The organism is Bradyrhizobium sp. (genome assembly GCF_035570375.1).
In the GTDB taxonomy this organism is placed as follows: Bacteria; Pseudomonadota; Alphaproteobacteria; order Rhizobiales; family Xanthobacteraceae; genus Bradyrhizobium.
Window position 1 is genome coordinate 29,592 of sequence record NZ_DATMLW010000009.1, and the last position, 21,418, is coordinate 51,009.

Genomic DNA, 21,418 nt, shown 5'->3' on the forward strand with positions numbered 1-21,418 from the left:
CAGATTTTCGCATTTCCGAAAGAGGCCACGGGGCCGCGAGGAGTTTCGCCACGCGCATGAAGATCGATCCCCTCTCAGTCGACTTTACCGACGAGCAGAAACGCTATCTCGAAGGTTTTGCGACCGGCCTGCAGATCAGCAGGGTCGGGCGCGGCTTCGGCGGCGGGGTGACCGTCAAAGCGAACACCGAACCGGTTGGGCCGGATGCCGCACACCTCAAGGCACAGGACAAGGTTCTCGCCTCGGGTAAAAAATTGGCGGATCAGGAGAAGTTCAAGCGGGAAGAGCATCCGTTCGACGCCTATCCGCGCCTCAAGCAACAGGCGTTGACCAATTCGTCGCCGTCACCAGCAGACAATTTCCGCTGGCGCTATTATGGCCTGTTTTATGTCGCGCCGGCGCAAGACTCTTACATGTGCCGTTTGCGAATCCCGAACGGGGTGCTCAAGCACTGGCAGCTTTCGGGGGTGGCGGATCTCGCCGAGAAGTTCTGCGGCCCGTATTGCCACGTCACCACCCGTGCCAATCTGCAGGTGCGGGAAATTCCGCCCAAACATGCGATTGCGTTGATCGAAGGCATTCAGGAACTCGGCCTTTGCTCGCGCGGATCGGGGGCCGACAATATCCGCAACGTCACCGGCACCCCGACGGCCGGAATCGATCCGCAGGAATTGATCGACACCCGCGAATACGCCCGTGAATGGCACTACCACATTCTCAACGACCGCTCGCTCTACGGCTTGCCGCGCAAATTCAACGTGGCGTTCGATGGCGCGGGTCAAATCGCGGTGCTCGAAGACACCAATGACATCGCTTTCGCCGCCGTCGAAGTGAGGGACGGTTTTTCCGTCGAGCCCGGCGTGTGGTTTCGTCTCGGGATCGGCGGCATCACCGGCCACAAGGATTTTGCCAGGGAAACCGGCATTATCGTCAGGCCTGCCGACGCAACCAGGGTTGCGGATGCGATCGTGCGGGCATTCATTGACACCGGCGATCGCACCAACCGCCTCAAGGCCCGCCTCAAATATGTCATCGACAGAATGGGAATGGAAAAATTCCTCGCACTCGTCGAAGAGAAGCTTGGCCACGCCCTGACCCGCGTGCCCGCGGAAGCATTGGGGAGGCGGCCTGCGTTTGACCGGATGGCCCATATCGGCGTGCGCCGGCAAAAGCAGGAGGGTTTGAGCTGGATCGGCGTTTCATTGCCGCTCGGCAAGGCGACCTGCGAGCAGATGCGCGCGCTTGCCAAAATCGCCCGCGATCTCGGCGACGGCGATATTCGCCTGACAGTCTGGCAGAACCTGTTGATCTCCGGGGTACGCGACGAGAGCCTGGGCGTTGCGGTTGCGGCGATCGAGAAAACAGGTCTTGCGGTCAAGGCGTCGCAAATCCGCGCCGGATTGATCGCGTGCACGGGCAATGCCGGCTGCAAGTTCGCCGCCTCCGACACCAAGCGTCATGCGGCTGCGATCGGCGACTGGTGCGACGGGCGCGTCGAGATCGACACGCCGCTGAACATTCACCTGACTGGCTGTCATCACTCCTGCGCCCAGCACTACATCAGCGATATCGGCCTGATCGCCGCCAAGGTGCCCGTCGGCGCGGGCGATGACACGGTGGAGGGCTATCACCTGTTCGCCGGCGGCGGATTCGGGCCCGATGCCGATCTCGGGCAGGAGGTCTATCGCGACCTCAAGGCGGAGGATGCCCCGAAGACGGTTGAGAAATTGCTCAATGCCTATCTCGCGCACCGCATTTCCAAAGATGAAACCTTTCTCACCTTCGCGCGCCGCCATGACGGCGAGACGCTGCGCAGGCTCGCTGATGCAGATACTTTGAAATGAACCAGATCACTCCTCCGCCGAAGATCGAAATTATTCCGCCAAGCGCGCCTTTTTCCGAGGCGCAGCGCTCATGGCTGAACGGCTTTTTCGCTGGCCTCTTGAGCGATGCGCCAACGCCGCTGAGCCCCGAGCAGGGCGCTGCCCTGGTGCCGTCGCCCGCGGGCGACGCCGACGACGGTGAGGCGCCCTGGCACGACCAGACCCTGCCGATCGCCGAGCGGATGAAGCTTGCACAGGGACGTCCGTTGCGCCAGCGGATGATGGCCGCGATGGCGCAACAGGATTGCGGCCAATGCGGCTATAATTGCCACGACTACTCTGAGGCGATCGCAAGCAAGGCCGAAGCGCGTCTCAATTTGTGCGTCCCCGGCGGCAAGGAAACCGCCCGGATGCTGAAAACGCTGCATGAAGAGCTGGAAAAATCGCCTGGCGCGGCATCAAGCCCGGCGGCGGCGCCAGCTGCGAACGTTGCCGCCGCGCAGCTCGCCGAGCCCGGTCGGTCGCGCGACAATCCGGCGGCTGCGACATTGGTGTCGCGGCGTCTGCTCAACAAGGCGGGATCGGAAAAGGAAACCTGGCACATCGATTTTGATCTTGCCGGCAGCGGCCTCGATTATGTCGTCGGCGATTCCTTTGGCATTTTCGCGCGCAACGAGCTCGGTCATGTCGACCAGATCATCGCGCTGCTCGGGGCATCCCACACCACCAGGGTGAGAGGCAGGACGCTTCGCGAAGTCCTGGCCGACGAGGTTTCGCTCTCGCCCGCGCCGGATTCGCTGTTCGAGCTGATTTCCTTCATCACCGGCGGCGCGCAGCGCGAGAAGGCGCGAGCCCTTGCGCAAGGAGACAATCCCGACGGGGACGCTGCGACGCTCGATGTGATGGCGGCCCTGCAGAAATTCTCAGGCGTCCGCCCGCATCCGGAAGCCTTCGTCGAAGCGCTCGAGCCGCTGCAGCCGCGACTCTATTCGATCTCCTCATCGCACAACGCAACTCCTGGAAAATTGTCGCTGACCGTGGACTGCGTGCGCTACGTGATCGGCAAACGCAAGCGGCTGGGCCTGGCTTCGACATTTCTCGCCGAGCGCATCCAGCCGGGCGAACAAGTGAAAGTCTATGTTCAGAAGGCGCACGGCTTCGCACTGCCGCAGGATCCTAAGGTGCCGATCATCATGATCGGGCCCGGCACCGGGGTAGCGCCGTTCCGCGCCTTTCTGCTCGACCGAAAGGCCACAGGCGCCACCGGCAAGAACTGGCTGTTCTTCGGCCACCAGCGCAGCGGGTGCGATTTCTTTTACGGCGAGGAACTGAACGCGATGAAAACGGCCGGACTTCTGACGCGCCTGTCGCTGGCCTGGTCACGCGACGGCGACAAGAAGTTCTACGTTCAGGACCGCATGCGCGAAGTCGGTCGCGAGCTATGGTCATGGCTTGCCGAGGGCGCCCATGTCTATATCTGCGGCGACGCCAAGCGGATGGCCAAAGACGTCGAACGCGCGCTGGTCGATATCGTCGCGCAACATGGTGCGCGTTCGACCGATGAAGCGGTAATTTTTGTCGGGGAACTCAAGAAGAAGGGGCGGTTCCAGCAGGACGTTTATTGAGCGACGGAACCGGTTCCCGCTGCGTTACGAATAAAATTCTTCCTCGAATCTCCACCAAAGAATTTTCACCTGCATTCGGCCTTGTACAGAGGCTGGCATCGCTATTTTCCTCTGCGCCTTGAATCCACCCGCCGCCGATATTCCATTAGTCGGCATGTCCCATTGGGGTGGATCTGATATTCGCGGGAGCGCTCGCTGAAACAAGAGAGCGAATGTCGGAGCCCGACCACCCGTTGGAGAACGTCCATGCGCGAACTCTCGGCGGAAGCCCGGCTCCACCTTTATGCGCGTTCCCTGTCGCGGAAAACCGGAGCGGGAATTCATGCCGCGGCGCTTTACGGCGCGCTCGTCCTTATCGCGGCCGTTATCTTCGGCTCGCTTTCGGTGCACCCGTTCTAGACCTGGCTAGCTTGCCTTCCTGAACGGCGCGACATCGATGCCGGCGTCTTTCAGGGACTTGCGTACACCGCGAGCGATGTCGACAGCGCCCGGCGTGTCGCCGTGAATGCAGACGGTGTCGGTGCGCATCTTGATCACTTTGCCGCTGGCGGCAATCACGGCGCCGTCCTGCACCATCCGAACCACGCGCTCGGCAATCTGCTTCGGATCATGCAGAACCGATCCCGGCTTGCGGCGCGACATCAGCATGCCGTCGTCTTCATAGGCGCGATCGGCGAACACCTCATGCACCATCGGCAAATTGGCGGCTTCCCCGGCCTGCACCAGCCTGGAGTTGGCGAGAACAACGAAGACGAGATTGGGATCGACCGCCTTGATCGCCGAAGCGATCGCTCGCGCGGTCGTTTCCTCCTCGCAGGCGACGTTGGAGAGCGCGCCGTGGGCCTTAACGTGGGTCACCTGGTAGCCGGCCATGGTGGCGATCGCCTGCAAGGCACCGATCTGGTAGGCGACCAGGTTTTCGATTTCGGAAGCGCTCATGCCGTAGAACGGGCGGCGGCCGAAACCATGAATGTCCCGGTAGCCGGGATGCGCGCCGACGCTCACCCCGCGCGCTTTCGCAAGCTCCACGGTCTTGCGCATGGTGTTGTAGTCGCCGCCGTGAAAGCCGCAGGCGACGTTGACCGAGGTGGCGAGTTCGATCATGGCGGCATCATTGCCCATCTCCCACGCGCCAAAGGATTCACCGAGATCACAATTCAGGTCGACTGTTTTCATTTTGTTTTCCATTTTCCCTATGGACGGCACCAGCCTGGCTTATTCCCGCGTCAACGCGCCGTCCGGCGATGAAATCTGCCACGTCCCGGCGTCAACTGCATTCACGGCGGCGCCCGCTACGTTAGCATCCTGCAGCGCCTCGATGTTGAGATCAAAGCTCTCGATTCCGCGCAGGCGATCGCGCAGGCCTCGCAGCAGTTGAGCGAAGTTGCGCGCCTCCGCTTGCGCCTCAGCCATGCCGATCGCCCTGAATCGAAAGTTGGTCCCGGCCGGGGTCTGGGCGAAGCGGCCAAGATCGGCCGATATCACGGTTGCTATTTTGGGGTAGCCGCCGGTCGTACCGCGATCCGGCATCAGGACGATCGGCTGGCCATTGCCCGGCACCTGGATGCTGCCGTTGACGGTTCCGTCGGAGACGATGTTGTGGCCGTGCAGGTGTTGGATCACAGGTCCCTCCAGCCGATAGCCCATGCGGTCGCTGGTCGCCGAGACCTTCCATTCGCTGTTCAGAAGGACATCGATGCCGTCGCCGAATTCGTCATCCTGCGGGCCCAACACCACGCGGATCGGACCTGCGACCTCGTCAGGAAGATCGATCCGGCATTCGGCGTTGCCGCTTGCGGCGGCTACATTCAATTCGTCGCCCGCCTGCAACGGACGAGGGTAGGGGCTTCCAAGCCCGGCCCGCGCATTCACCGCAAGGCTTCCGAACATGGCTTCCCCCGCAATTCCGCCTTCGATCGCGAGATAGCTGAAAGACCCGCGTGCCATTCCGAGTTTCAAGGTCTCGCCTTCGGCGAGCGTCACCGAGGAATTCCACGCAACGGCGCGTCCCGCAATATCGGCGCTGCGCGGCGCGGCGGAGAGGGCGAGCCGAACAGCGCCTTCGCGCGCCGTGAACAAAGCGCCGAACGGGCCGATTTCGATCGCGGCATCGATCAGCGCGTTACCCACAAGGCAATTCGCGGCGGCAAGTCCCAGCCGATCCATCGCGCCGCTCGGCGGCAGGCCGTAACGCTGGGCGCCGAAACGTCCGCCATCCTGCACGGAACTCGCGGGACCGATCGATGAAACAACGAGCTTGCTCATGCAGCCATCAATTCCGCGACGAGTTCGCCGTGTTCTGCGGCACGATCCTGCTCAACGAATGTCTTGGCATCGACCACGTAAAACATCACGCGATCGCCGGGCTCCAGCAGGAAGATCGGATCGCGGTGCAACTGGTAGGTTCTGACGGGGGTGCGACCCAAGAGGTGCCAACCGCTCGGGCCGGCGAGACATTGTATCCCCGTCTGCACGCCGCCGATTGAAATCGTGCCCGCCGGCGTCAGCAGGCGCGGGTTTTGCCGCCTTGGCATCTGCAACTTTTCATGCAGACCGCTCAGATAGGACCAACCCGGCGTGAAGCCGATCATGGCGACGCGATACTCGCTGGCAATGTGCCGCGCGACGATGTCATCGGGCGTGGTGCCGAGTGTTTTGGCGACATCTTCCAGGTCGATGCCGTGTTCCCCGCCATAGGCAACCGGTATGCGCCATCGTCGCGCATTCTCGGTCGGGGGAACCGGCGCGAGCGCAAGTTCAGCCAGTTTTCTGCCCAATGCTTCGAAGTCGATCTGCGTCGGATCGTAATGAACCAAAAGCGACCGATAGGTGGGCACCGTCTCGGTCACCCCGGCGATCGGCTCTCGCGCAAGCTCGCGGTCGAGCGCCAGCACCCGCCGGTTGGCGGCATCGTCGATATGGCGGGAAAATTCCACCGTGATGGCGCTGTCACCACCTGGCAGAAGGCGGGGCGGGGAGAGTGGCGCGGCCATGGCCTCAACTTGCTCGTCGGTCGGTGTTCGGATTTAGCGCGTTTTGAAGCAAAGTGGAATTCGGCCTGGCGCAAAATAAGCCTGTCGTCTCAATAAACTAATGCAAACCTTCCTGATAAATTGAGCTGATCATGCCTGATTGCGATTCATTCCATCGCACAAGCCTTGCCGACAGCCCTTGACGCGATGCGCCCGCCCCGCAAGATGCGCGGCCAAACCATCCGCACCGGAGTTGCTCTCCCAGATGTCCCTGACCCCCGAAGCGATCGCGACGCTTTCAGGCGTTTCCACCGCCACCATCACCACGGTTCTCCTCAAAAAGGGCCTGCGCAATGTCTGGATGCGAGGGACGCGTCCTTTGCGGCCGGGCCAGAAGCGGCTGGTCGGACCAGCCTTTACGCTGCGTTTCGTGCCTGCCCGCGAAGACCTGGCTACACCTGAATCGTGGTCGTCGCCGATTTCGACCCGAACCGCGATCGAAGCGATGCCCGAGGGTTGCATCGCCGTGGTCGACGCCATGGGCATCACAGACGCCGGGATTTTCGGAGACATTTTGTGCGCCCGCATGGTCAAGCGCGGGGTTTCGGCGCTCGTCACCGATGGCGTGGTGCGCGACATCGAGGGCGTTCTCGGCACCGGCCTTCCCGTATGGTGTGATGGTTATGCCGCGCCGCCTTCGGTTGCCGGATTGACCTTCGTCGGCTGGGGCGAACCGATCGGTTGCGGCGGCGTGGCCATCTTCCCTGACGACGTCGTGGTGGCGGATCAGGACGGTGCCGTCGTCATTCCCAAGGCGTTTCTCGATCACGTTCTGGCCGAAGGCCGCGAACAGGAGCGGATGGAAGGCTGGATCGTCGAGGAGGTCAATAACGGCGCGGCGTTGCCGGGCCTCTATCCGATGAATGCGGAGACGAAAGCGCGCTACGCGGCATCGAAAAAATGATCGGGCCGCGCCAAAGCACCTAACCGAGAGGAGGAGATCCATGGAGATCCATCTCGCCGGCTCGCGACCGACGCGGCGCGCGCCCACGCAGTATTTCACGGGGACCGTCTGGCAGGATCCGATCGTGGCGACGCCGGCGCCGGCGCGAGTGGTCTCCAACCGCGTGTCATTCGAGCCGGGCGCGCGCACCAATTGGCACACCCATCCGCTCGGTCAGACGCTCTATGTCGTCTCCGGGGCGGGCCGCGTGCAGGCGGAGGGCGGCCCGGTACGCGAGATCCGGCCCGGCGACGTCGTGTGGATTCCGCCGGGCGAAAGACATTGGCACGGCGCTTCTCCGACCAACGGCATGACTCATGTCGCGATCCAGGAATCGCTGGACGGCAATTACGTGACCTGGATGGAGCCGGTCACCGACCAGGAATACTCCGCAAAGCTCGGTGGTTGAAAGGGGCAGGTCAGCGCGAGTGCTTCCGGCCTTCGTATAACTTTGCCGCACGCACTTTTATGAATGTCGGAACCAAAGGGACACTAGCAACTCTATGATTCTGGTGGGGCTTTGGATTTGACGTTCCTGTAACGCACTGGCGGCGAGACTGATAGGAACGTCAAATCCGCCACACTAGATCCGTTGCGCCGTCCACGTACCCGAGCACATCGCGCCGCGCCAGGTGCCCGATCCCGACGTGCCGGTGAGGCGGCCAAAACCAACGGCCCGCTTCACGCCGTCATTCAGGGTCACGCTGATGTTGCCGGCCTCGGCTACATGGCCCGATGCGCTGAACGAGCCGTTGCTGGAAGCAACCTGACCATTGCTGATTCCGATCGAAAGGGTCGCTCCGCTCGGACAAGCCCCGTTCGACGAGGCGATCTGAACAGTCCAGGCACCATCGAACGTCGCCGCCGAGGCGGGCGTGGCAGCCGATATTCCGGCGAGCAAGAGAAGGCGAGTGATGACGACTGCTTTGCGAAAGGACCCCATGACAATTCCCCTTGGTTCAGGTGCGATCAACGTCGCACGGGGAACTGCCTGGGCACTGTGATGGGTGTCACACCGGCGGCAGGTAGCGGCGGCCGTTCGAATTGAAGGTCGCGGGCCCTCACTAGCGGCCCGTCAATTCAGCCGGCTCCAGGTCTGGCCGCCACAGAACATGCCTCCAAAGGCGCAGCCCTGCACCCGCAACGTGTCCGGCCCCTTCAGGGCAATCGTGGAGTCATATGTGCTGCCCGTGTTCGGATCGACGATGCGCCCGCTCCATTTGGAATCCTTGCCGGGCCTCATGTTGATGAGAACCTGCTCGCCGTTCTCGTTCGACTTCGGGTCCACCGAATATCCGCAAAGGTTGGCGCCGCACTGCTCGATCCTGACCTTGCCTTCCTTTTCTTCGGTCAACCAGAGGCCAAGCGGTGAATTCGGTTTCGGTGCGGCTACAGGTGTTGGCGCAGCAGCGGTCGCCGGCGGCGATCCGGGTGCTGTCGCAACCACCGGCGGCGCAGCCGTGGCTGCGGGTGGATTGTTCTGTTGAATCGGAGGCGCGGGGGTAGCGGCGGAGGATTGAGCCGGCGGGGACGTATCGGGGGGCACGACGTTGGCCGTGGCAGGCGCAGAGTCAGGCGGAGCCTTGGCGGGCGCCGGCGCTACTGCCGCTGGCTCGGCTGTCACCGGTGCTGTTGATGGCGCAGGAGCCGGCGCAGGAATGGGTCCTGGCGCTACGGCGGGCGCTTGCGGTTCGGACTTTGCCTGCTCGGGCGTCTGCTTTCGTGAGCTGTCCTGACCGGTTCGCGCGCGCTTGTTTCGTCGCCCGGTATTGTCAAAGACGCCGGGGATCGAGACGGTTCCGCGATCCGGATCGATGCGAATGGTCTTTCCGCCGTACTCGAACGTGTATTGAGCCTGCGCTGCTGAGCTCGCCATCAGAAATGCGGCTATCGCAAAAAGCCGTTTCATGCTCACCTCCTGGGCAAGACAAAAATTCACTTGATCTTGCGCCTCGCGCCGACGCTCGAAAGTGATTTACATCACTTTCATCCTATAAGTCGCAAACCGGTTATTGTGGTTCAACCTGCGCGTCCGCCAAGCAGTTCATGATTGCGCGAAGAAATGACGGCAAACCCAAGGCATCTGTCGGGCACCAATCTATTCAAACCACGCAGAATGAATCTTCTTGAAACTGCCGTCTTCGCCGGCCTTCTCGATCCATCGGTCGACGAACGCCTTCAGATCGGGGTCACGCTGCAGCCAGTACGCTTTCTCGGCGTGGTCGAACGGCTTGTCCGGATGGATCGCGCAAAGCACCCCGGGGTGAAGCTTTTGCTGATACATCGTTTCCGATGAATCCGTCATCATCAGGTCCGCATTGCCGCTGACGATCTGGTCGAAGATGGTGAGGTTGTCAGCATGGATCCTGACCTCGGCGTTCCTGATATTGGCGTGGACAAATCGCTCGTTGGTTCCACCGGGATTGACGATGACACGGGTGCCCGGTTGGTCGATATCCGCAAGCGTTTGGTATTTGCCCTTGTCCGCGCAGCGTGCGATTGGCGTCTTGCCTTCCTGCATGATCGGCCTTGAGAACAATCCCCTGGCTTCCCGCTCGGGCGTGATCGAGATTCCTCCCATCGCCATGTCGAAGCGGTCGGCCTCGAAATCTGCCGACAATTGCGGCCAGGCGGTGCGAACATACTCGACCTTGACCCCGAGCGCCTTGCCCAGAGCTTCGGCGACATCGACGTCGAACCCCCTGAACGTCGATGCGGCCTTGTCGAAATAGGTGAATGGCAAGTAGTCGCCGGTCATGCCGACGCGCAACGTCCCGCGTTGGATGATCGTCTCGAGCCGCGAGGCCTCTTGTGCTTGCACCGCGGACGCGATGAGGAGAAATACGACTGCAAGGCAAAGGAAAACGCGGGGCATAAAACTTCCTCCAGCTTCAGCCCGACTGCCGCAACGTGTGAACCCTTGGATTTGCAATCAAATCCCGTGTATTTGGATTTGGATCGCAATATAGGGGATCATAACGTGACTATCTCAATGCATCAGGCATCCGTCGAGGTTTTCTATCACTTCCTGGAAAGCCTTTCCGATCTGCTCGATCATGCGGCCGCTCACGCCGAGAAGCGCAACATCGATCCCTCGATTCTGCTCAACGCGCGCCTTTACCCCAACATGTACAATCTGACGCGCCAGGTCGGCGAGAGCATCAGGCATGCTGTGCTCGCCTGCGCTCTGCTCGCCGACATCGATCCGCCGATTTTTCCGGAAGCAGCACCCGTCATTCCCGAGCTCAAGGCACGCATTGCGGCTGCGAAGGATTTCGTGGCAAGCATAAAACCCTCGCAAATCGACGGCACCGAAGAAAAGCAGGTAGTCTTCACGTTCCGGAACGGTTCGACACGACAATTTACCGGTCGATCGTTGCTGTTGACCTTCAGCGTGCCGCAATTCTTTTTCCACGTCACGACGGCCTATGACATCCTGCGCCATTGCGGCGTCGAACTCGCCAAGAAGGATTTTCTGGGAAAGCCGGTTCAGCCAAAAGGATAAAAGATCGGACCGGGCTTCAAAAAGTTCGGCGGCCTCAGACGTCGTCTTTGCCGCGCAGAATTTCCGCTGCAGCGGCCCGTCCGGCCATCTCGTTCCTCAACGCTTCGAATCGCTGTCGCGCCTCGCTTGCCTGATCGTCGACGAACCGGATTGCGGCGTCCGCCGACATCGGTCCGCGGCTGATGGGGCGGGAACTATCGCCGAAGGTCTCGTCCACGAAGTACTGGTCCTCGGCCTGCCGGCGAACGGTCCATTTGAAGCGAAGAGCTTCCATCGGACCGGGACCCGTCTTCGAATAGCCGTCGGCCTCGACTTGCGCGGCGACATCGGGTTCTTGTTCAGCCGCCATCCCGCCAGGCTCGCGAGGCGAAGCCACCTGGTCGAGAATGCTGGCGATGGTCGCGAGCGCATGATCGGTCGGGTCGCTCTGGCTCAATGCTTCAATCTCCGCTGCCAGGATTCGATGCGGGAGCTGGGCATGCTTCCTTCCGGCTTATACTTCCTCGGCGGCGAATGCAGCTGAGTTTTGTCTCATCATGCTGAATCGGCGGTATCTTCTTCTTCCCGGGCCGGCCGCCAAACCCGTCAGCTTTCTGCAATTAACCAAGCACGTCCTGGTTGATCACGTTCTGACGGATCGGACCGCCATCAAGAACGCTCAGGATATTCCGCGCGGTCTGTTCGCTCATCCGATCGACGGCTTCCCAGGTAACGCCTGCGACATGCGGCGCGACGACGACATTGGGAAGTTCGGACAACGGATAGGGTACCGCCGGCGGCTCCTGCTGGAAGACATCGAGCCCCGCGCCGGCAAGCTTGCCGGACGAAAGTGCATCGTAAAGCGCTGCCTCATCGATGATGCCGCCTCGTGCTGTGTTGATCAGATAGCTGGATGGCTTCATCCGCCTCAATCGAGCCGCGTTGAACATCCCGACCGTTTCCGGCGTCTTCGGACAGTGAAGGCTGACAAAATCGGCCCGCGGCAGCGCCGCATCGAGATCGCTTACGGCCTCGCAACCCGCAGCTTTGATCTCCTCGGTCGACTTGTAGGGATCGTAGACGAGGACATTCATCTCCATGGCGAGACAGCGCCTGGCGGTTCGGGTACCGATGCGTCCAAAGCCGACAATGAGGAGCGTCTTGCCGAACAGATCGTAAGGCAGCTTGCCAAGACGCGCAGCCCATTTGCCCTCCCTGACGAGCGCGTGCATCTCATTGGCGCGCTTGGCAAGCATCAACATCATGAACAGGGCGTGCTCGGCGACGGATGGTGAATTGGCGATGCCTACGACCATCAGCGGAACCTTGCGGCGGCTGAGCGCTGCGACATCGACGGCGTCGTAGCCGACCCCGATCCGGGTCACCACTTTCATGTCCCCGGCCGCCTCAAGCTCCGCCTCTCCGAAGCGGGTGGCGCCGAGCGCAACGCCATGAACCGGCGCGTGCTCCTTCAGCAGCGACTCGAAATCGCTCGCCGAGATCATATTTGGAAATTCGACGAGTTCGATGTCGTCGCGCTCCGTCAGCAAGGCGCGTCCCGAAGGTGACATCGTTTGAGTAATGAAGATTTTCTTCTTATTGGCAGTCATTCCTGCTTCCCTGCCCAGTCCGCCGGCCTCGCCAGCCGTCAGATGACGGCGCCGGTGACCTCATTTAGCAGGTGCATGTTGTTGAGGTCCATTGCCAGGCGGAGCGCCCCGCCATCGCGCGCGCCGGCATTGGGATTGACCCGCCCGCAGACTTGTCTGCCTTCGAGCGCAAAATAAATCAACGTCTCCATGCCCATCGGCTCGGTCACGTCGAGCACGGCGTCGAAGGCTTCGACTCCTTCTTGCCGGTGGGCGTGCGCCTCGGTGACGTGCTCGGGCCGCAGGCCAAGCAGAAGTTTTTCGCTTCGCGTCACATTCTGATAACGCGCCGCCCGGACGGGAGGCAACGGAAACACAAGTCGATCAGTCAGCCGGACGTGGAGCCTGCCCGCGACCTCTTCAAGCCTGCAGGGCAGGAAATTCATGGCAGGCGAGCCGATGAACGCTGCGACAAAACGCGTGGCCGGCTTGTGGTAAAGGTCGTTGGGGGTGCCGATCTGTTCGATGCGACCTTTGTTCATCACCACGACCCGGTCGGCAAGGGTCATCGCTTCGACCTGGTCATGGGTTACATAAACGGTCGTGGTTCGCACCTTCTGGTGCACTTTCTTGATCTCGATCCGCATCTGCACGCGCAGTTTGGCATCGAGATTGGAGAGAGGCTCGTCAAACAGGAAAACCTTCGGGTTGCGGACAATCGCCCGTCCCATTGCCACGCGCTGGCGCTGGCCACCCGATAATTGCTTGGGTTTTCGATCGATGAGTTCGGCTATGTCAAGCATTCGCGCGGCTTCATCGATCCGTGCCTTGATCTCGGCCTTTGGATAGCGCTTCAGCCGCAAGCCGAACGACATGTTCTCCGCCACCGTCATGTGGGGGTAAAGCGCGTAATTCTGGAATACCATCGCGATGTCGCGGTCTTTCGGCGGCACATCGTTGACGATGTCACCGCCAATCATGATGTCGCCGTCGGTGATATCCTCCAGCCCTGCGATCATGCGCAGCGTCGTCGACTTGCCGCAGCCCGAGGGCCCGACCAATACCACGAATTCCTTGTCGGCGATGTCAAGATCGATGCCACGCACCGCCTCGACATCATCGTAGCGCTTGACGACCTTGCGCAACGCAACTTCAGCCATTTCGTTCAACCCTTTGTGGCACCCGCGGTAAGACCGGCAATGTAGTAGTCCATCAGGAAGGCGTAGATGATCAGCGGCGGTGCTGCACCGAGCAACGCGCCGGTCATGATCTGTCCCCAGTTGAACACGTCTCCTTTGATCAGGGTGGTGATGATGCCGACCGGCAGCACCAGTTGATCGGTTGATGTGGTGAAAACCAGCGGATACAAAAATTGCGCCCACGAGACCGTGAAGGCGAAGATCGTCGCGGCGATCAGGCCGGGAAGAGCGACGGGAATAAAGATACGGGTCAGCGTCTGAAACCAGGAGGCACCATCGATGATGGCTGCCTCATCCAGCTCCTTCGGGATCGACGCGAAATAACCGATCATGATCCAGGTGCAGAAGGGAACGGTGAGCGTCGGGTAAACGATCAGCAGCACGTACCAGCGATTGATCAGCTGAATTCCCGTCAGATCCCCGAACGCCGCAAACATCTTGAACAGCGGCAGGAACAGCAGGGTGTCGGGAATGAGATAGGTCAGGAACACGCCGGCCGCGAGCGTCGCCGAGCCCCAGAACTTCATCCGCGCCAGGGCAAACGCCGCCGGCACGCTGATCAGCATGGTGATGATCACCACGACGACCGAGACAATCGCCGAATTGAAGAAAAATCTCAGGAACTGGCTCGATGACAGCAATTCGATGTAGTTCGAGAGCGTCGGGTGAAACACCCACCAGGGATTGGTCGCCGCCGAGATCTCTGCACTGCTCTTCAGCGACGTAATCAGCATATAGATCGGCGGCACCAGCGCGAAGATCGCAAACAGCGTGAGAAAGAAATACGACCAGCGCAGCGCCCAGGCGCGGTCGCGGCTCATACTGCCGTATTTGACGTTGCGCCTCGGGCCGGCCTTGTCGATTGCGAGCGTGCTCATCAGGCTTCGTTGCCGCGCTTTGAGATATCACGGAGGATGAATATTGCCGCGACCGCGAGGATCGGCGCCATGAACAGCGAGACGCTGGCGCCAAGCGGAATATCACTGCCTTCGATGCCGACCCGGAACGCCCAGGTCGCGAATATGTGGGTATGGTCCAGCGGACCGCCGGAAGTGAGAATGCGAACGATGTCGAAATTCGCAAAGGTCACGATCAGCGAAAACAGCGTCGTGATTGCGATGATGTTGCGCATCATTGGCAGGGTGACATACCAGATGCGCTGCCACCAGTTGGCGCCATCGATCGCCGCGGCTTCATAAAGCTGGTCTGGCACCGATTTCAGCGCCGCCAGATACATGATCATGAAGAACGGCGCGCCGTACCACACGTTGACCAGAATGACGGAGAAGCGCGCCCACAAGGCATCTCCGGTCCATGGAATGGGCCCAATTCCGAAGAAAGACAGCGTATAGTTGAACGCGCTGTAAGAGGGGTCGAACAGCCAAAGCCAGGCCAACGTGCTCATCGCGGGAGGGATGACCCACGGAACCAGAAGCATACCGCGCCACTTGCGTTGACCCTTGGGAGGAACGTTGTGCGCAAAATGCGCAACGATGAAGCCGATCAGCGCCTTGAAGATGACGGCGGTGATCGCGAAGATGCAGGACTGCTTCACCACCAGCCAGAAGGTTTCGCGCCGGAACAGAAATTCGAAATTGCCGAACCCGACGAATTTCGTCATCGCCTTGTTCAGCGTCGCCAGATGGATCGCATAAAGCGCAGGATAAATGACCAGTACCGCGATCAGCAGGATCAGCGGCAGCGCCATCAGAAAGGCAACGGTCGATTTGTGCCGCAGCGCGTTTCTCAGGCTGGAACGCTTGCTTTCGCGTCGCTTGCTTAAAACCTTGCCCTGCGGGATTGCGACATCGGCCATGGTGCATCTTCCTCAGAAGAGAGCGTTCGTTACCGGCAGGCTATCCGAGCGCCTGATCAGGCGAGTCGTAACTGCAACGGCGCCGCGGCCGCCACGAGGCGGACCGCGACGGGTCTCAAAGTCAGCTTCGCATGAAGCCTTCGCACTCGCCTTCCGCCCAGGCGAGGGTCTTTTCCATCGGCTCGCCCTGATGGTGACGCAGGCACATCTTGGTCAGCGTTGCCTGTGCGTAGATCTGCTGGGCGATCTTGGGCGGCGCCGGCGAGGCGGCAATCGATAGCTTCTGGTGGTTGTAGGGATTGGGGTAGTGGTAGAGGGTGCCCTTCGGCGGCCCTTCCTCCGCCCAGGTCTTGAAGGTGGTGAGCTTCTCGTACGCCGGCAGGTCATAGCCGCCGCTTGCCGCGACGAGCTTTTCGATCGAAGACGGCTTCGACAGGTGCACAAGCAGGCTCTTGGCTGCCTCCTTGTTCTTCGAGAAGGCCCAGACGTTCCAGAAGAAGGGCAGATAGGGCGCAAACCGGCCCTTCGGCCCCGATGGGAAGCCGTGGGTCCAGCACTGCTCGGCGACTTGCGGCGCGTCGCGCTTGGCCACCGCCCAGGCGCTCGGCGGGTTCATGATGAGCGCACCCTTGCCGGAGATCAGCCACTTGTTGTTGGAGGCGTCGTCCCAGGCTGCAACGTCCGGCGGCAGGAACGCGATCAGTTTCTTGTAGTATTCCAGCGCCTGGCGCACCGCATCGGTCTTGACGGTGAGGTTGCCCTTGGCATCCACCAGCTCGGCGCCGAAGGACTGGAAGATCGCGCCGGCGGTGTCCACGCTGTCGGTCGTTTCGCCAAGACCGATGCCGAATGGGAAGCCACCCTTGTGGCAAGCTTCGGCCGCTTTCAGGAAGGTGTCGAGCGTCCAGTTCTCGGCCTTGGGCGGGCTGCCGGCCGGATATAACTCCTGGACGTCGATATTGGCGTATTTCTTCATCAGGTCGATGCGGGAGCAGGGGCCCTTGATCTGGCTGCCGATGCAGGCGGGAACGCCGAGCCATTTGCCGTCAGCCTGGCCGAGATATTTGACAGTGCCGTTCACCTCGCCGTTCTCTTTGATGATCGGCCCCAAAATGTCGTTCATCGGCTCAAGCAGGTCGGCATTGGCGTGCGGCAACCAGGCCTGCTGCGCCAGAATGTCGTGCCCGGATTTCGCCTGAGCCTCCGCGGTGGCGGTCAGCAGCAGCTTGTTGCCCTGGCTGGTGATATAGTCGATCTGGACCTCGACCTTCTCCTTCTCGGCCCATTCATTTACAAGCTCCGTGGAGGCCTTGTTGGCGCCGGGGACCCAGTGATCCCAGAAACCCATTGTAAGCTTGCCGGCCGCATGCGCCGTTCGAAGATAAGGCGCAGAGATCAGCGCTGCGGACGACAATGCAGTAGCGGCTACGAATTGCCGTCGAGACAGCTTTCTTCCTGACATAGCATTCCCTCCAGATGTGCTGCTTTAATTTTTGGACTTCGTTCTGACCGACAGAACAAGTGTTAACCACCAGCATCCGCATGTCGGCGCGAAGATTTGATGGAAAAGATCAGAGCAGAATTGACGGCCGGTGTCGAGAAATCAGCTCGGTTGTACTCTAGAACTATCGTTGCGTCAGACGCGATTTTGAAGATGCCGCGACCCCGCATGCACGGCCCTGAGCTATTTTGCGCTGCACATTGGGGCGACCCGGGAGCAAAGGTCGTCCGGACCGCCGCAGCCACCGGGTTCCACTTTCCGAGGGTTCAAAGAAGAGCGTCACTGAAAAAGCCCTGCGATTTCTGGACGCGGGGGCGTGGCGGTAGACTTGCTCCGCGCTCAAACGTTAATGTCAGCATTGGGACGCGTGATTCAAAGCCGCCAGCGACCTGTCGAAATCGGATGGAGCCCAAATAATGATCAGCCCGACTCAGGCCGCGCGCATGCAACCGAGATGGTGGTTTGCCTGTGGGGCAGTCGTCGCGATGCTTCTTGGCACGCCCCAGGCGGGGTTCGCGCAAGGTCTGGTCAAGGGCGTGCAACAGGGAGCAGAGGCAGGCAACAAGGCGGCGGGTCCGGTCGGCGGTGTCTTGGGGGGCGCCATTGGTGGAGTGGTTGGTGTATTCAATGGTGTGCTCGGCGTCGGCGGCGAGGGCAGCGCGGCGCCGGCGAACAACGCCGGTGCCAACAACGCCAAACAGACCCAAACCGCCCCAGGCAAGGCCGGCAAGAAAGTCGCCAAAGCCGCGTCGACAAAGTCGATGGAGGTTCTGACCCAGCCGGGCGAACCCCAGCTGACGGCCGAACAGATCGTCACGAACAGCGACGCCAATATCGATCGGATCAAGGCTGAATTGAAGCTGACGGCGGAGCAGGAGAAGCATTGGGGCGCATTCAACAGTGCGATGCACTATCTCGGCCACAATGGGGCGGAGCGCCTCAATCTGCGGATCGCGCGTGCCAAGCGCGACCCGCCGGACGACATCGTTGAGCAGATGCGGAACGAAGCCCAGTTCCTCAACGATCGCGCGGTGGACCAACGCAGCGTTGCCGATGCCGCCGAGCCGCTCTTCATGAGCCTCGACGACAAGCAAAAAGCGGTCTTTATCGAGGAAATGGTCCGCTTGAGCCACGAACGCGGGCTTGACTAGCACCCTATCTCAGGCTGGAACTTGGCCAATCGTCGGTCAGTTCGAGCGCCGAATAGCCGGGCGAACAAGCCCTGGGGTAGGTGGAAGGCGAGTCACCCGGCTATCCTGCCGCAGCGGTGCGGCCCTTCAAATCGTCATGCAAAATTGAAGAAAAGCTGACCGCTTCGCGCCCGAGATATGGCCGCGTCATGACCTTGTCGCGATCTGCCTTGCGCAGTGCGCGCAATGCATCGTGGCGGCGTGGCCGACCGGGATCGTGGCCAAGAAATTCAGCTCTTGGGGAAATTCAACTCTACGCAAACACCGTCGGGATCGTAGAGAAAGAACTGCGTATCGCCGGTCCGCGGAACGATACTTTCGCGAAATTTGACGCCCCTCGACTGCAAACGTTGGCGCATGCCCTCGACGTCGGTTGCGGCAAAGGCGATAAGGTCAAGCCGGCCGGTGTCCTCATATTTCTTCTCTGTCCCACGTACCACGATGCCCTCTCGCGGCTTGCACGTGCCCATCAGAGACCGGGTCTTGATGCCGAAGAAATAATATACCGTTCCGGCCATCAGGAACCAGCAGCCCAGATAAAGGAAAGCAAGAGGGATTTGCGGTAAAGGCACGTCAGGCTTGAGATAATTGCTCGATCCAACGATCAGCGCGAGGCCCAGCGGCCCGATGGTCTTGCCGATCCCGCCAAAGCCGTAGGGCGACCCCATGCCCGACGTTCTCAGGTGCGAGGCTGATCTGGTTGGCGGTCAGGCTGGTCCGTCGATCGAGTATCTCGAACATCGCGCTTCCCTACGGCGCTTTTGATTTTTTTCGCCGGACGTTCGCGCCATCTCGCCGACAATGACCGCAGGCTAACCTTTCAATTCGGCACGCTGAAGCCCGAGAACAGCCAACCACCGCAAATTGTGCGTTCCCGGGAAAACCCGTCCCCCCCGGGGCATGAGCACGGGCCTAAACGTGGTTTACGAATTCTGATACCTTCGCGAGGAAAAGGCCTGCGGCAAATTTATTTAAGGTTTGGCGCTAGTCTACTTCCCTCACGAACGATCCCGTATCAGTGCCGATGGAAGAGCGACGAAGACACCAGCGGACCGAACTCAACGAACCGGCCTACATCTCGTGGGCGGGCTCGGTCATGAGTTGCGTGGTGCGGAATATCTCGCCGGAGGGCGCTGCAATCGACGTGGAGAACCCTTCCTTCGTGCCGGGACATTTTCGTCTCGTCATCGCAAGCGACTCGTCGGTCCGCGAGTGCAAGGTGATATGGATCCAAAAGAAGCGGATCGGCGTGGCTTTTGCTCGCGAGCCCCAGGCTTGAGCTTGGTCTGATTGAAGGCGACGCCAGAGAAGCTTGCGGCCCGCAGACGACGTCGGCGAACAGTATGTTGGCTTATTTTCTCAGGCGGGAGGAGGCTGCGCCGAGTCGTCCTGGGCGGGATGATGTGCCTTGTGAATGGATGACGGCACAACACCGAAATGCCTTCTGAAGACGCGGCTGAAATGAGAGGAGCTGGAGAAGCCCCAGGAGAAAGCGACATCCGTGATCGTCTTGTGGCACTGGGTTTCCAGCTCCTGGCGGCAGTTCAGCAATCTTGCCCGCCAGATGTAATCGCTGACCGTGATACCCCTCTCGCTGAACACCATGTGCAGGTAGCGCTTGGTGCACCCCAATGCCATGGAAATCTGATCGATGGAAAGATCGGGATCGCGCAGATGATCATGGATGAAGGCCTGGGCCCGCTCGCAGATCGCAACCGGCCCGCTGCGATCGAATGAAGCACCGGCTTCGCGAAGCGGCAACAGCAACAGATCAATCAGCGTGTCGGCGACGCCCTGCGCGGTTTGCGGCGATAATCTCGTCGCCTCGCCAAATGTGGCGTGCATGAAGTCATGCGCGATGCGCCCGGTACCGCTGCGTGCCGAAAGTTTGAAGGCAGGAAACTTTGCCGGATGAAAGCCGCGCTCCTGCAGCAAGTCGGTCGGAACGATAACCACCTCATGACGCGTCAACGAGGGGCTGGTGATGGTATGGGGACAGGAGACGTCATAAGCCAGGCAGTCCCCGGGCATTAGGTCAAAATGACTGCCATTTTGCTCAAAATGTGAAGCGCCATGCGTCTGGAACAAGATCTTGACGAAGGGATGATCGCTTGTGCTGGCACGCGAAAGGGGATGAGCGATGCGGTGTTGGCTGACTTCGATCTGGCACAGCTTCAGCCGTGAGACATTGGTATAGTTAACCCGTCCCTCGAGCGAGGATGCATCGAGCGGGTCGACATCGAATTGGCCGCAAAGCTCCGTCAGCGCATCGGTCCAGCACTGGATTTGCTTTTTAGGCGTCAGTCCTGAAGTGCTGAGAGAATGCACGTAATCTGGCATACCAAATCACTTGGGTGAATCGAGATTAGCGCCGGGCAGGGCGTTTGCTCGCTTTGAGGCGGAAGTTAGCTTGGTTCCGATCGTTGCCGCACTGCGTGATCCTCGGACTAACTTCCGACGCCGTCAAGAGAAACCTTCCTCTGTTTGGATCAAGCGAGAGCTTCGAGGCAGGCGAGGAGGCGATGTTTGGACGCTGATGCAGGCGGGAGTACAATGCCTGGGCATTCGAAAAAATTCCATCGGCTTCGCTTTCGAGCAAGTTCGCTTCTCTCTTGGGCAAGTTTCCTCCGATCAAACGGAGTAGGGATTCGGGATAGAAAAACAAAACAGGGCAAGTGGACCGTCCTTCGACGAACGCTGCTCGCATCCGGGAGGAGAAACCGTCGCGCACAACGGTATCGGTATAGCTCGTCCACATTCAATCAATCTCATGTTGACCGGATCAGGCGTTCGCACCCATCGGAGTGCGGTGCCTTCTCGTCGACATGCTTGTCGGCGCCGGGACTGTGCGAGCCGCCGACATCGTAAGTTCGATGCACGAGTTGACGCTGGACGAGGCAAAGCCCAGCGGTAGGTGAACCGAGAGAGAACCGAGAAACAACCGAGAAACAACATGGGAGGTTTCGTCATGCGGAAGGTGCTTGTTGCAACCTGTCTTGCCGCGACCACGACGTTTGGCGTAGGCAGCGCCAGTGCCAACGAGGAACTGCTGAAGATGTCGGATAACCCGAAGGGCTGGGTGATGCCGACCGGCAACTACGCCAATCAACGATACTCGAAGCTCAATCAGATCACGGCAGCCAATGTCGGCAAGCTGCAGGTGGCCTGGACGTTCTCCACCGGTGTGCTGCGCGGCCATGAAGGCGGCCCGCTGAT

The 21,418-nt window shown here is 60.5% G+C and carries 22 protein-coding genes and 1 pseudogene; 9 read left to right on the plus strand and 14 right to left on the minus strand.

Features of this window, described 5'->3' with window-relative positions; translation table 11 throughout:
* The first annotated feature begins 56 nt into the window (after positions 1-56).
* The 3 genes from VNX23_RS01100 to VNX23_RS01110 all read left to right on the plus strand — a co-directional run bounded on the left by VNX23_RS01100 (position 57) and on the right by VNX23_RS01110 (position 3,847).
* Complete coding sequence (locus tag VNX23_RS01100; RefSeq protein ID WP_325627097.1) at positions 57-1,844, plus strand: NirA family protein; 1,788 nt, start codon at positions 57-59, stop codon at positions 1,842-1,844.
* Positions 1,841-3,448, plus strand: coding sequence for a sulfite reductase subunit alpha (locus tag VNX23_RS01105; protein WP_325627099.1), 1,608 nt, complete (start codon positions 1,841-1,843; stop codon positions 3,446-3,448). The genes VNX23_RS01100 and VNX23_RS01105 overlap by 4 nt, the downstream gene beginning before the upstream one ends.
* Before the next feature lie 246 nt (positions 3,449-3,694).
* Positions 3,695-3,847 carry a hypothetical protein gene (locus VNX23_RS01110; protein ID WP_325627101.1) on the plus strand — a complete coding sequence of 51 codons (153 nt, stop codon included), beginning with the start codon at positions 3,695-3,697 and terminating at the stop codon, positions 3,845-3,847.
* Positions 3,848-3,853: 6 nt separating this feature from the next.
* Here VNX23_RS01110 and VNX23_RS01115 read toward each other — a convergent pair whose 3' ends face one another.
* Genes VNX23_RS01115 through pxpB form a run of 3 tightly spaced genes read right to left on the minus strand, consistent with a single transcriptional unit; the run spans position 3,854 to position 6,441 of the window.
* Positions 3,854-4,624 carry a 5-oxoprolinase subunit PxpA gene (locus VNX23_RS01115; protein WP_325627103.1) on the minus strand — a complete coding sequence of 257 codons (771 nt, stop codon included), beginning with the start codon at positions 4,622-4,624 and terminating at the stop codon, positions 3,854-3,856.
* A gap of 39 nt (positions 4,625-4,663) precedes the next feature.
* The gene (locus VNX23_RS01120; protein ID WP_325627105.1) at positions 4,664-5,713 is read right to left on the minus strand and encodes a biotin-dependent carboxyltransferase family protein; all 1,050 of its coding nucleotides are present in this window, start codon (positions 5,711-5,713) and stop codon (positions 4,664-4,666) included.
* A complete protein-coding gene (gene pxpB, locus VNX23_RS01125; protein WP_325627107.1) occupies positions 5,710-6,441 on the minus strand; it encodes a 5-oxoprolinase subunit PxpB in 732 nt (243 codons plus the stop codon). The genes VNX23_RS01120 and pxpB overlap by 4 nt, the downstream gene beginning before the upstream one ends.
* Before the next feature lie 244 nt (positions 6,442-6,685).
* On the opposite strand from pxpB, the gene VNX23_RS01130 reads away from it, so the two are divergent.
* Complete coding sequence (locus tag VNX23_RS01130; RefSeq protein ID WP_325627109.1) at positions 6,686-7,384, plus strand: ribonuclease activity regulator RraA; 699 nt, start codon at positions 6,686-6,688, stop codon at positions 7,382-7,384.
* Between the two features lie 40 nt (positions 7,385-7,424).
* Positions 7,425-7,832 carry a (R)-mandelonitrile lyase gene (locus VNX23_RS01135; protein WP_325627111.1) on the plus strand — a complete coding sequence of 136 codons (408 nt, stop codon included), beginning with the start codon at positions 7,425-7,427 and terminating at the stop codon, positions 7,830-7,832.
* A 174-nt stretch (positions 7,833-8,006) separates the two neighbouring features.
* Here VNX23_RS01135 and VNX23_RS01140 read toward each other — a convergent pair whose 3' ends face one another.
* The 3 genes from VNX23_RS01140 to VNX23_RS01150 form a co-directional block, all read right to left on the minus strand.
* On the minus strand, positions 8,007-8,366 hold the full coding sequence (locus VNX23_RS01140; RefSeq protein WP_325627113.1) for a hypothetical protein: 360 nt from the start codon (positions 8,364-8,366) through the stop codon (positions 8,007-8,009).
* Positions 8,367-8,498: 132 nt separating this feature from the next.
* On the minus strand, positions 8,499-9,332 hold the full coding sequence (locus tag VNX23_RS01145) for a DUF2147 domain-containing protein (RefSeq protein ID WP_325627115.1): 834 nt from the start codon (positions 9,330-9,332) through the stop codon (positions 8,499-8,501).
* 189 nt (positions 9,333-9,521) lie between these two features.
* Positions 9,522-10,298: a transporter substrate-binding domain-containing protein gene (locus VNX23_RS01150; RefSeq protein ID WP_325627117.1), complete on the minus strand. Its 777-nt coding sequence runs from the start codon at positions 10,296-10,298 to the stop codon at positions 9,522-9,524.
* 117 nt (positions 10,299-10,415) lie between these two features.
* On the opposite strand from VNX23_RS01150, the gene VNX23_RS01155 reads away from it, so the two are divergent.
* Positions 10,416-10,928, plus strand: coding sequence for a DUF1993 domain-containing protein (locus VNX23_RS01155; RefSeq protein ID WP_325627119.1), 513 nt, complete (start codon positions 10,416-10,418; stop codon positions 10,926-10,928).
* A gap of 34 nt (positions 10,929-10,962) precedes the next feature.
* On the opposite strand, the gene VNX23_RS01160 is transcribed toward VNX23_RS01155, so the two are convergent.
* The 6 genes from VNX23_RS01160 to VNX23_RS01185 form a co-directional block, all read right to left on the minus strand.
* Entirely contained in the window at positions 10,963-11,364 is a 402-nt protein-coding gene (locus VNX23_RS01160) for a hypothetical protein (protein WP_325627121.1), read from the minus strand.
* A gap of 163 nt (positions 11,365-11,527) precedes the next feature.
* Positions 11,528-12,517: a hydroxyacid dehydrogenase gene (locus VNX23_RS01165; protein WP_325627123.1), complete on the minus strand. Its 990-nt coding sequence runs from the start codon at positions 12,515-12,517 to the stop codon at positions 11,528-11,530.
* Positions 12,518-12,555: 38 nt separating this feature from the next.
* Positions 12,556-13,656, minus strand: coding sequence for a sn-glycerol-3-phosphate ABC transporter ATP-binding protein UgpC (locus VNX23_RS01170; protein WP_325627125.1), 1,101 nt, complete (start codon positions 13,654-13,656; stop codon positions 12,556-12,558).
* Between the two features lie 5 nt (positions 13,657-13,661).
* Positions 13,662-14,573 (minus strand): carbohydrate ABC transporter permease, encoded by a 912-nt coding sequence (locus VNX23_RS01175; protein ID WP_325627126.1) that lies wholly within the window; start codon positions 14,571-14,573, stop codon positions 13,662-13,664.
* Positions 14,573-15,511, minus strand: coding sequence for a sugar ABC transporter permease (locus VNX23_RS01180; protein ID WP_325627127.1), 939 nt, complete (start codon positions 15,509-15,511; stop codon positions 14,573-14,575). The genes VNX23_RS01175 and VNX23_RS01180 overlap by 1 nt, the downstream gene beginning before the upstream one ends.
* A gap of 121 nt (positions 15,512-15,632) precedes the next feature.
* Positions 15,633-16,973: an ABC transporter substrate-binding protein gene (locus VNX23_RS01185; protein ID WP_325627129.1), complete on the minus strand. Its 1,341-nt coding sequence runs from the start codon at positions 16,971-16,973 to the stop codon at positions 15,633-15,635.
* Positions 16,974-17,428: 455 nt separating this feature from the next.
* Between VNX23_RS01185 and VNX23_RS01190 the strand changes: the two genes are divergently transcribed.
* Complete coding sequence (locus VNX23_RS01190; RefSeq protein WP_325627131.1) at positions 17,429-18,163, plus strand: Spy/CpxP family protein refolding chaperone; 735 nt, start codon at positions 17,429-17,431, stop codon at positions 18,161-18,163.
* A gap of 269 nt (positions 18,164-18,432) precedes the next feature.
* Here the strand turns inward: VNX23_RS01190 and VNX23_RS01195 are convergent, their stop codons facing one another.
* Positions 18,433-18,870: a VOC family protein gene (locus VNX23_RS01195; RefSeq protein ID WP_325627133.1), complete on the minus strand. Its 438-nt coding sequence runs from the start codon at positions 18,868-18,870 to the stop codon at positions 18,433-18,435.
* Positions 18,871-19,226: 356 nt separating this feature from the next.
* Here VNX23_RS01195 and VNX23_RS01200 point away from each other — a divergent pair, with 356 nt between their 5' ends.
* Positions 19,227-19,481: a PilZ domain-containing protein gene (locus tag VNX23_RS01200; protein ID WP_325627135.1), complete on the plus strand. Its 255-nt coding sequence runs from the start codon at positions 19,227-19,229 to the stop codon at positions 19,479-19,481.
* An 80-nt stretch (positions 19,482-19,561) separates the two neighbouring features.
* On the opposite strand, the gene VNX23_RS01205 is transcribed toward VNX23_RS01200, so the two are convergent.
* Positions 19,562-20,542 (minus strand): helix-turn-helix domain-containing protein, encoded by a 981-nt coding sequence (locus tag VNX23_RS01205; protein WP_325627137.1) that lies wholly within the window; start codon positions 20,540-20,542, stop codon positions 19,562-19,564.
* A gap of 628 nt (positions 20,543-21,170) precedes the next feature.
* Here VNX23_RS01205 and VNX23_RS01210 point away from each other — a divergent pair.
* Positions 21,171-21,418: pseudogene (locus VNX23_RS01210) on the plus strand (PQQ-dependent dehydrogenase, methanol/ethanol family); the annotation flags it as partial.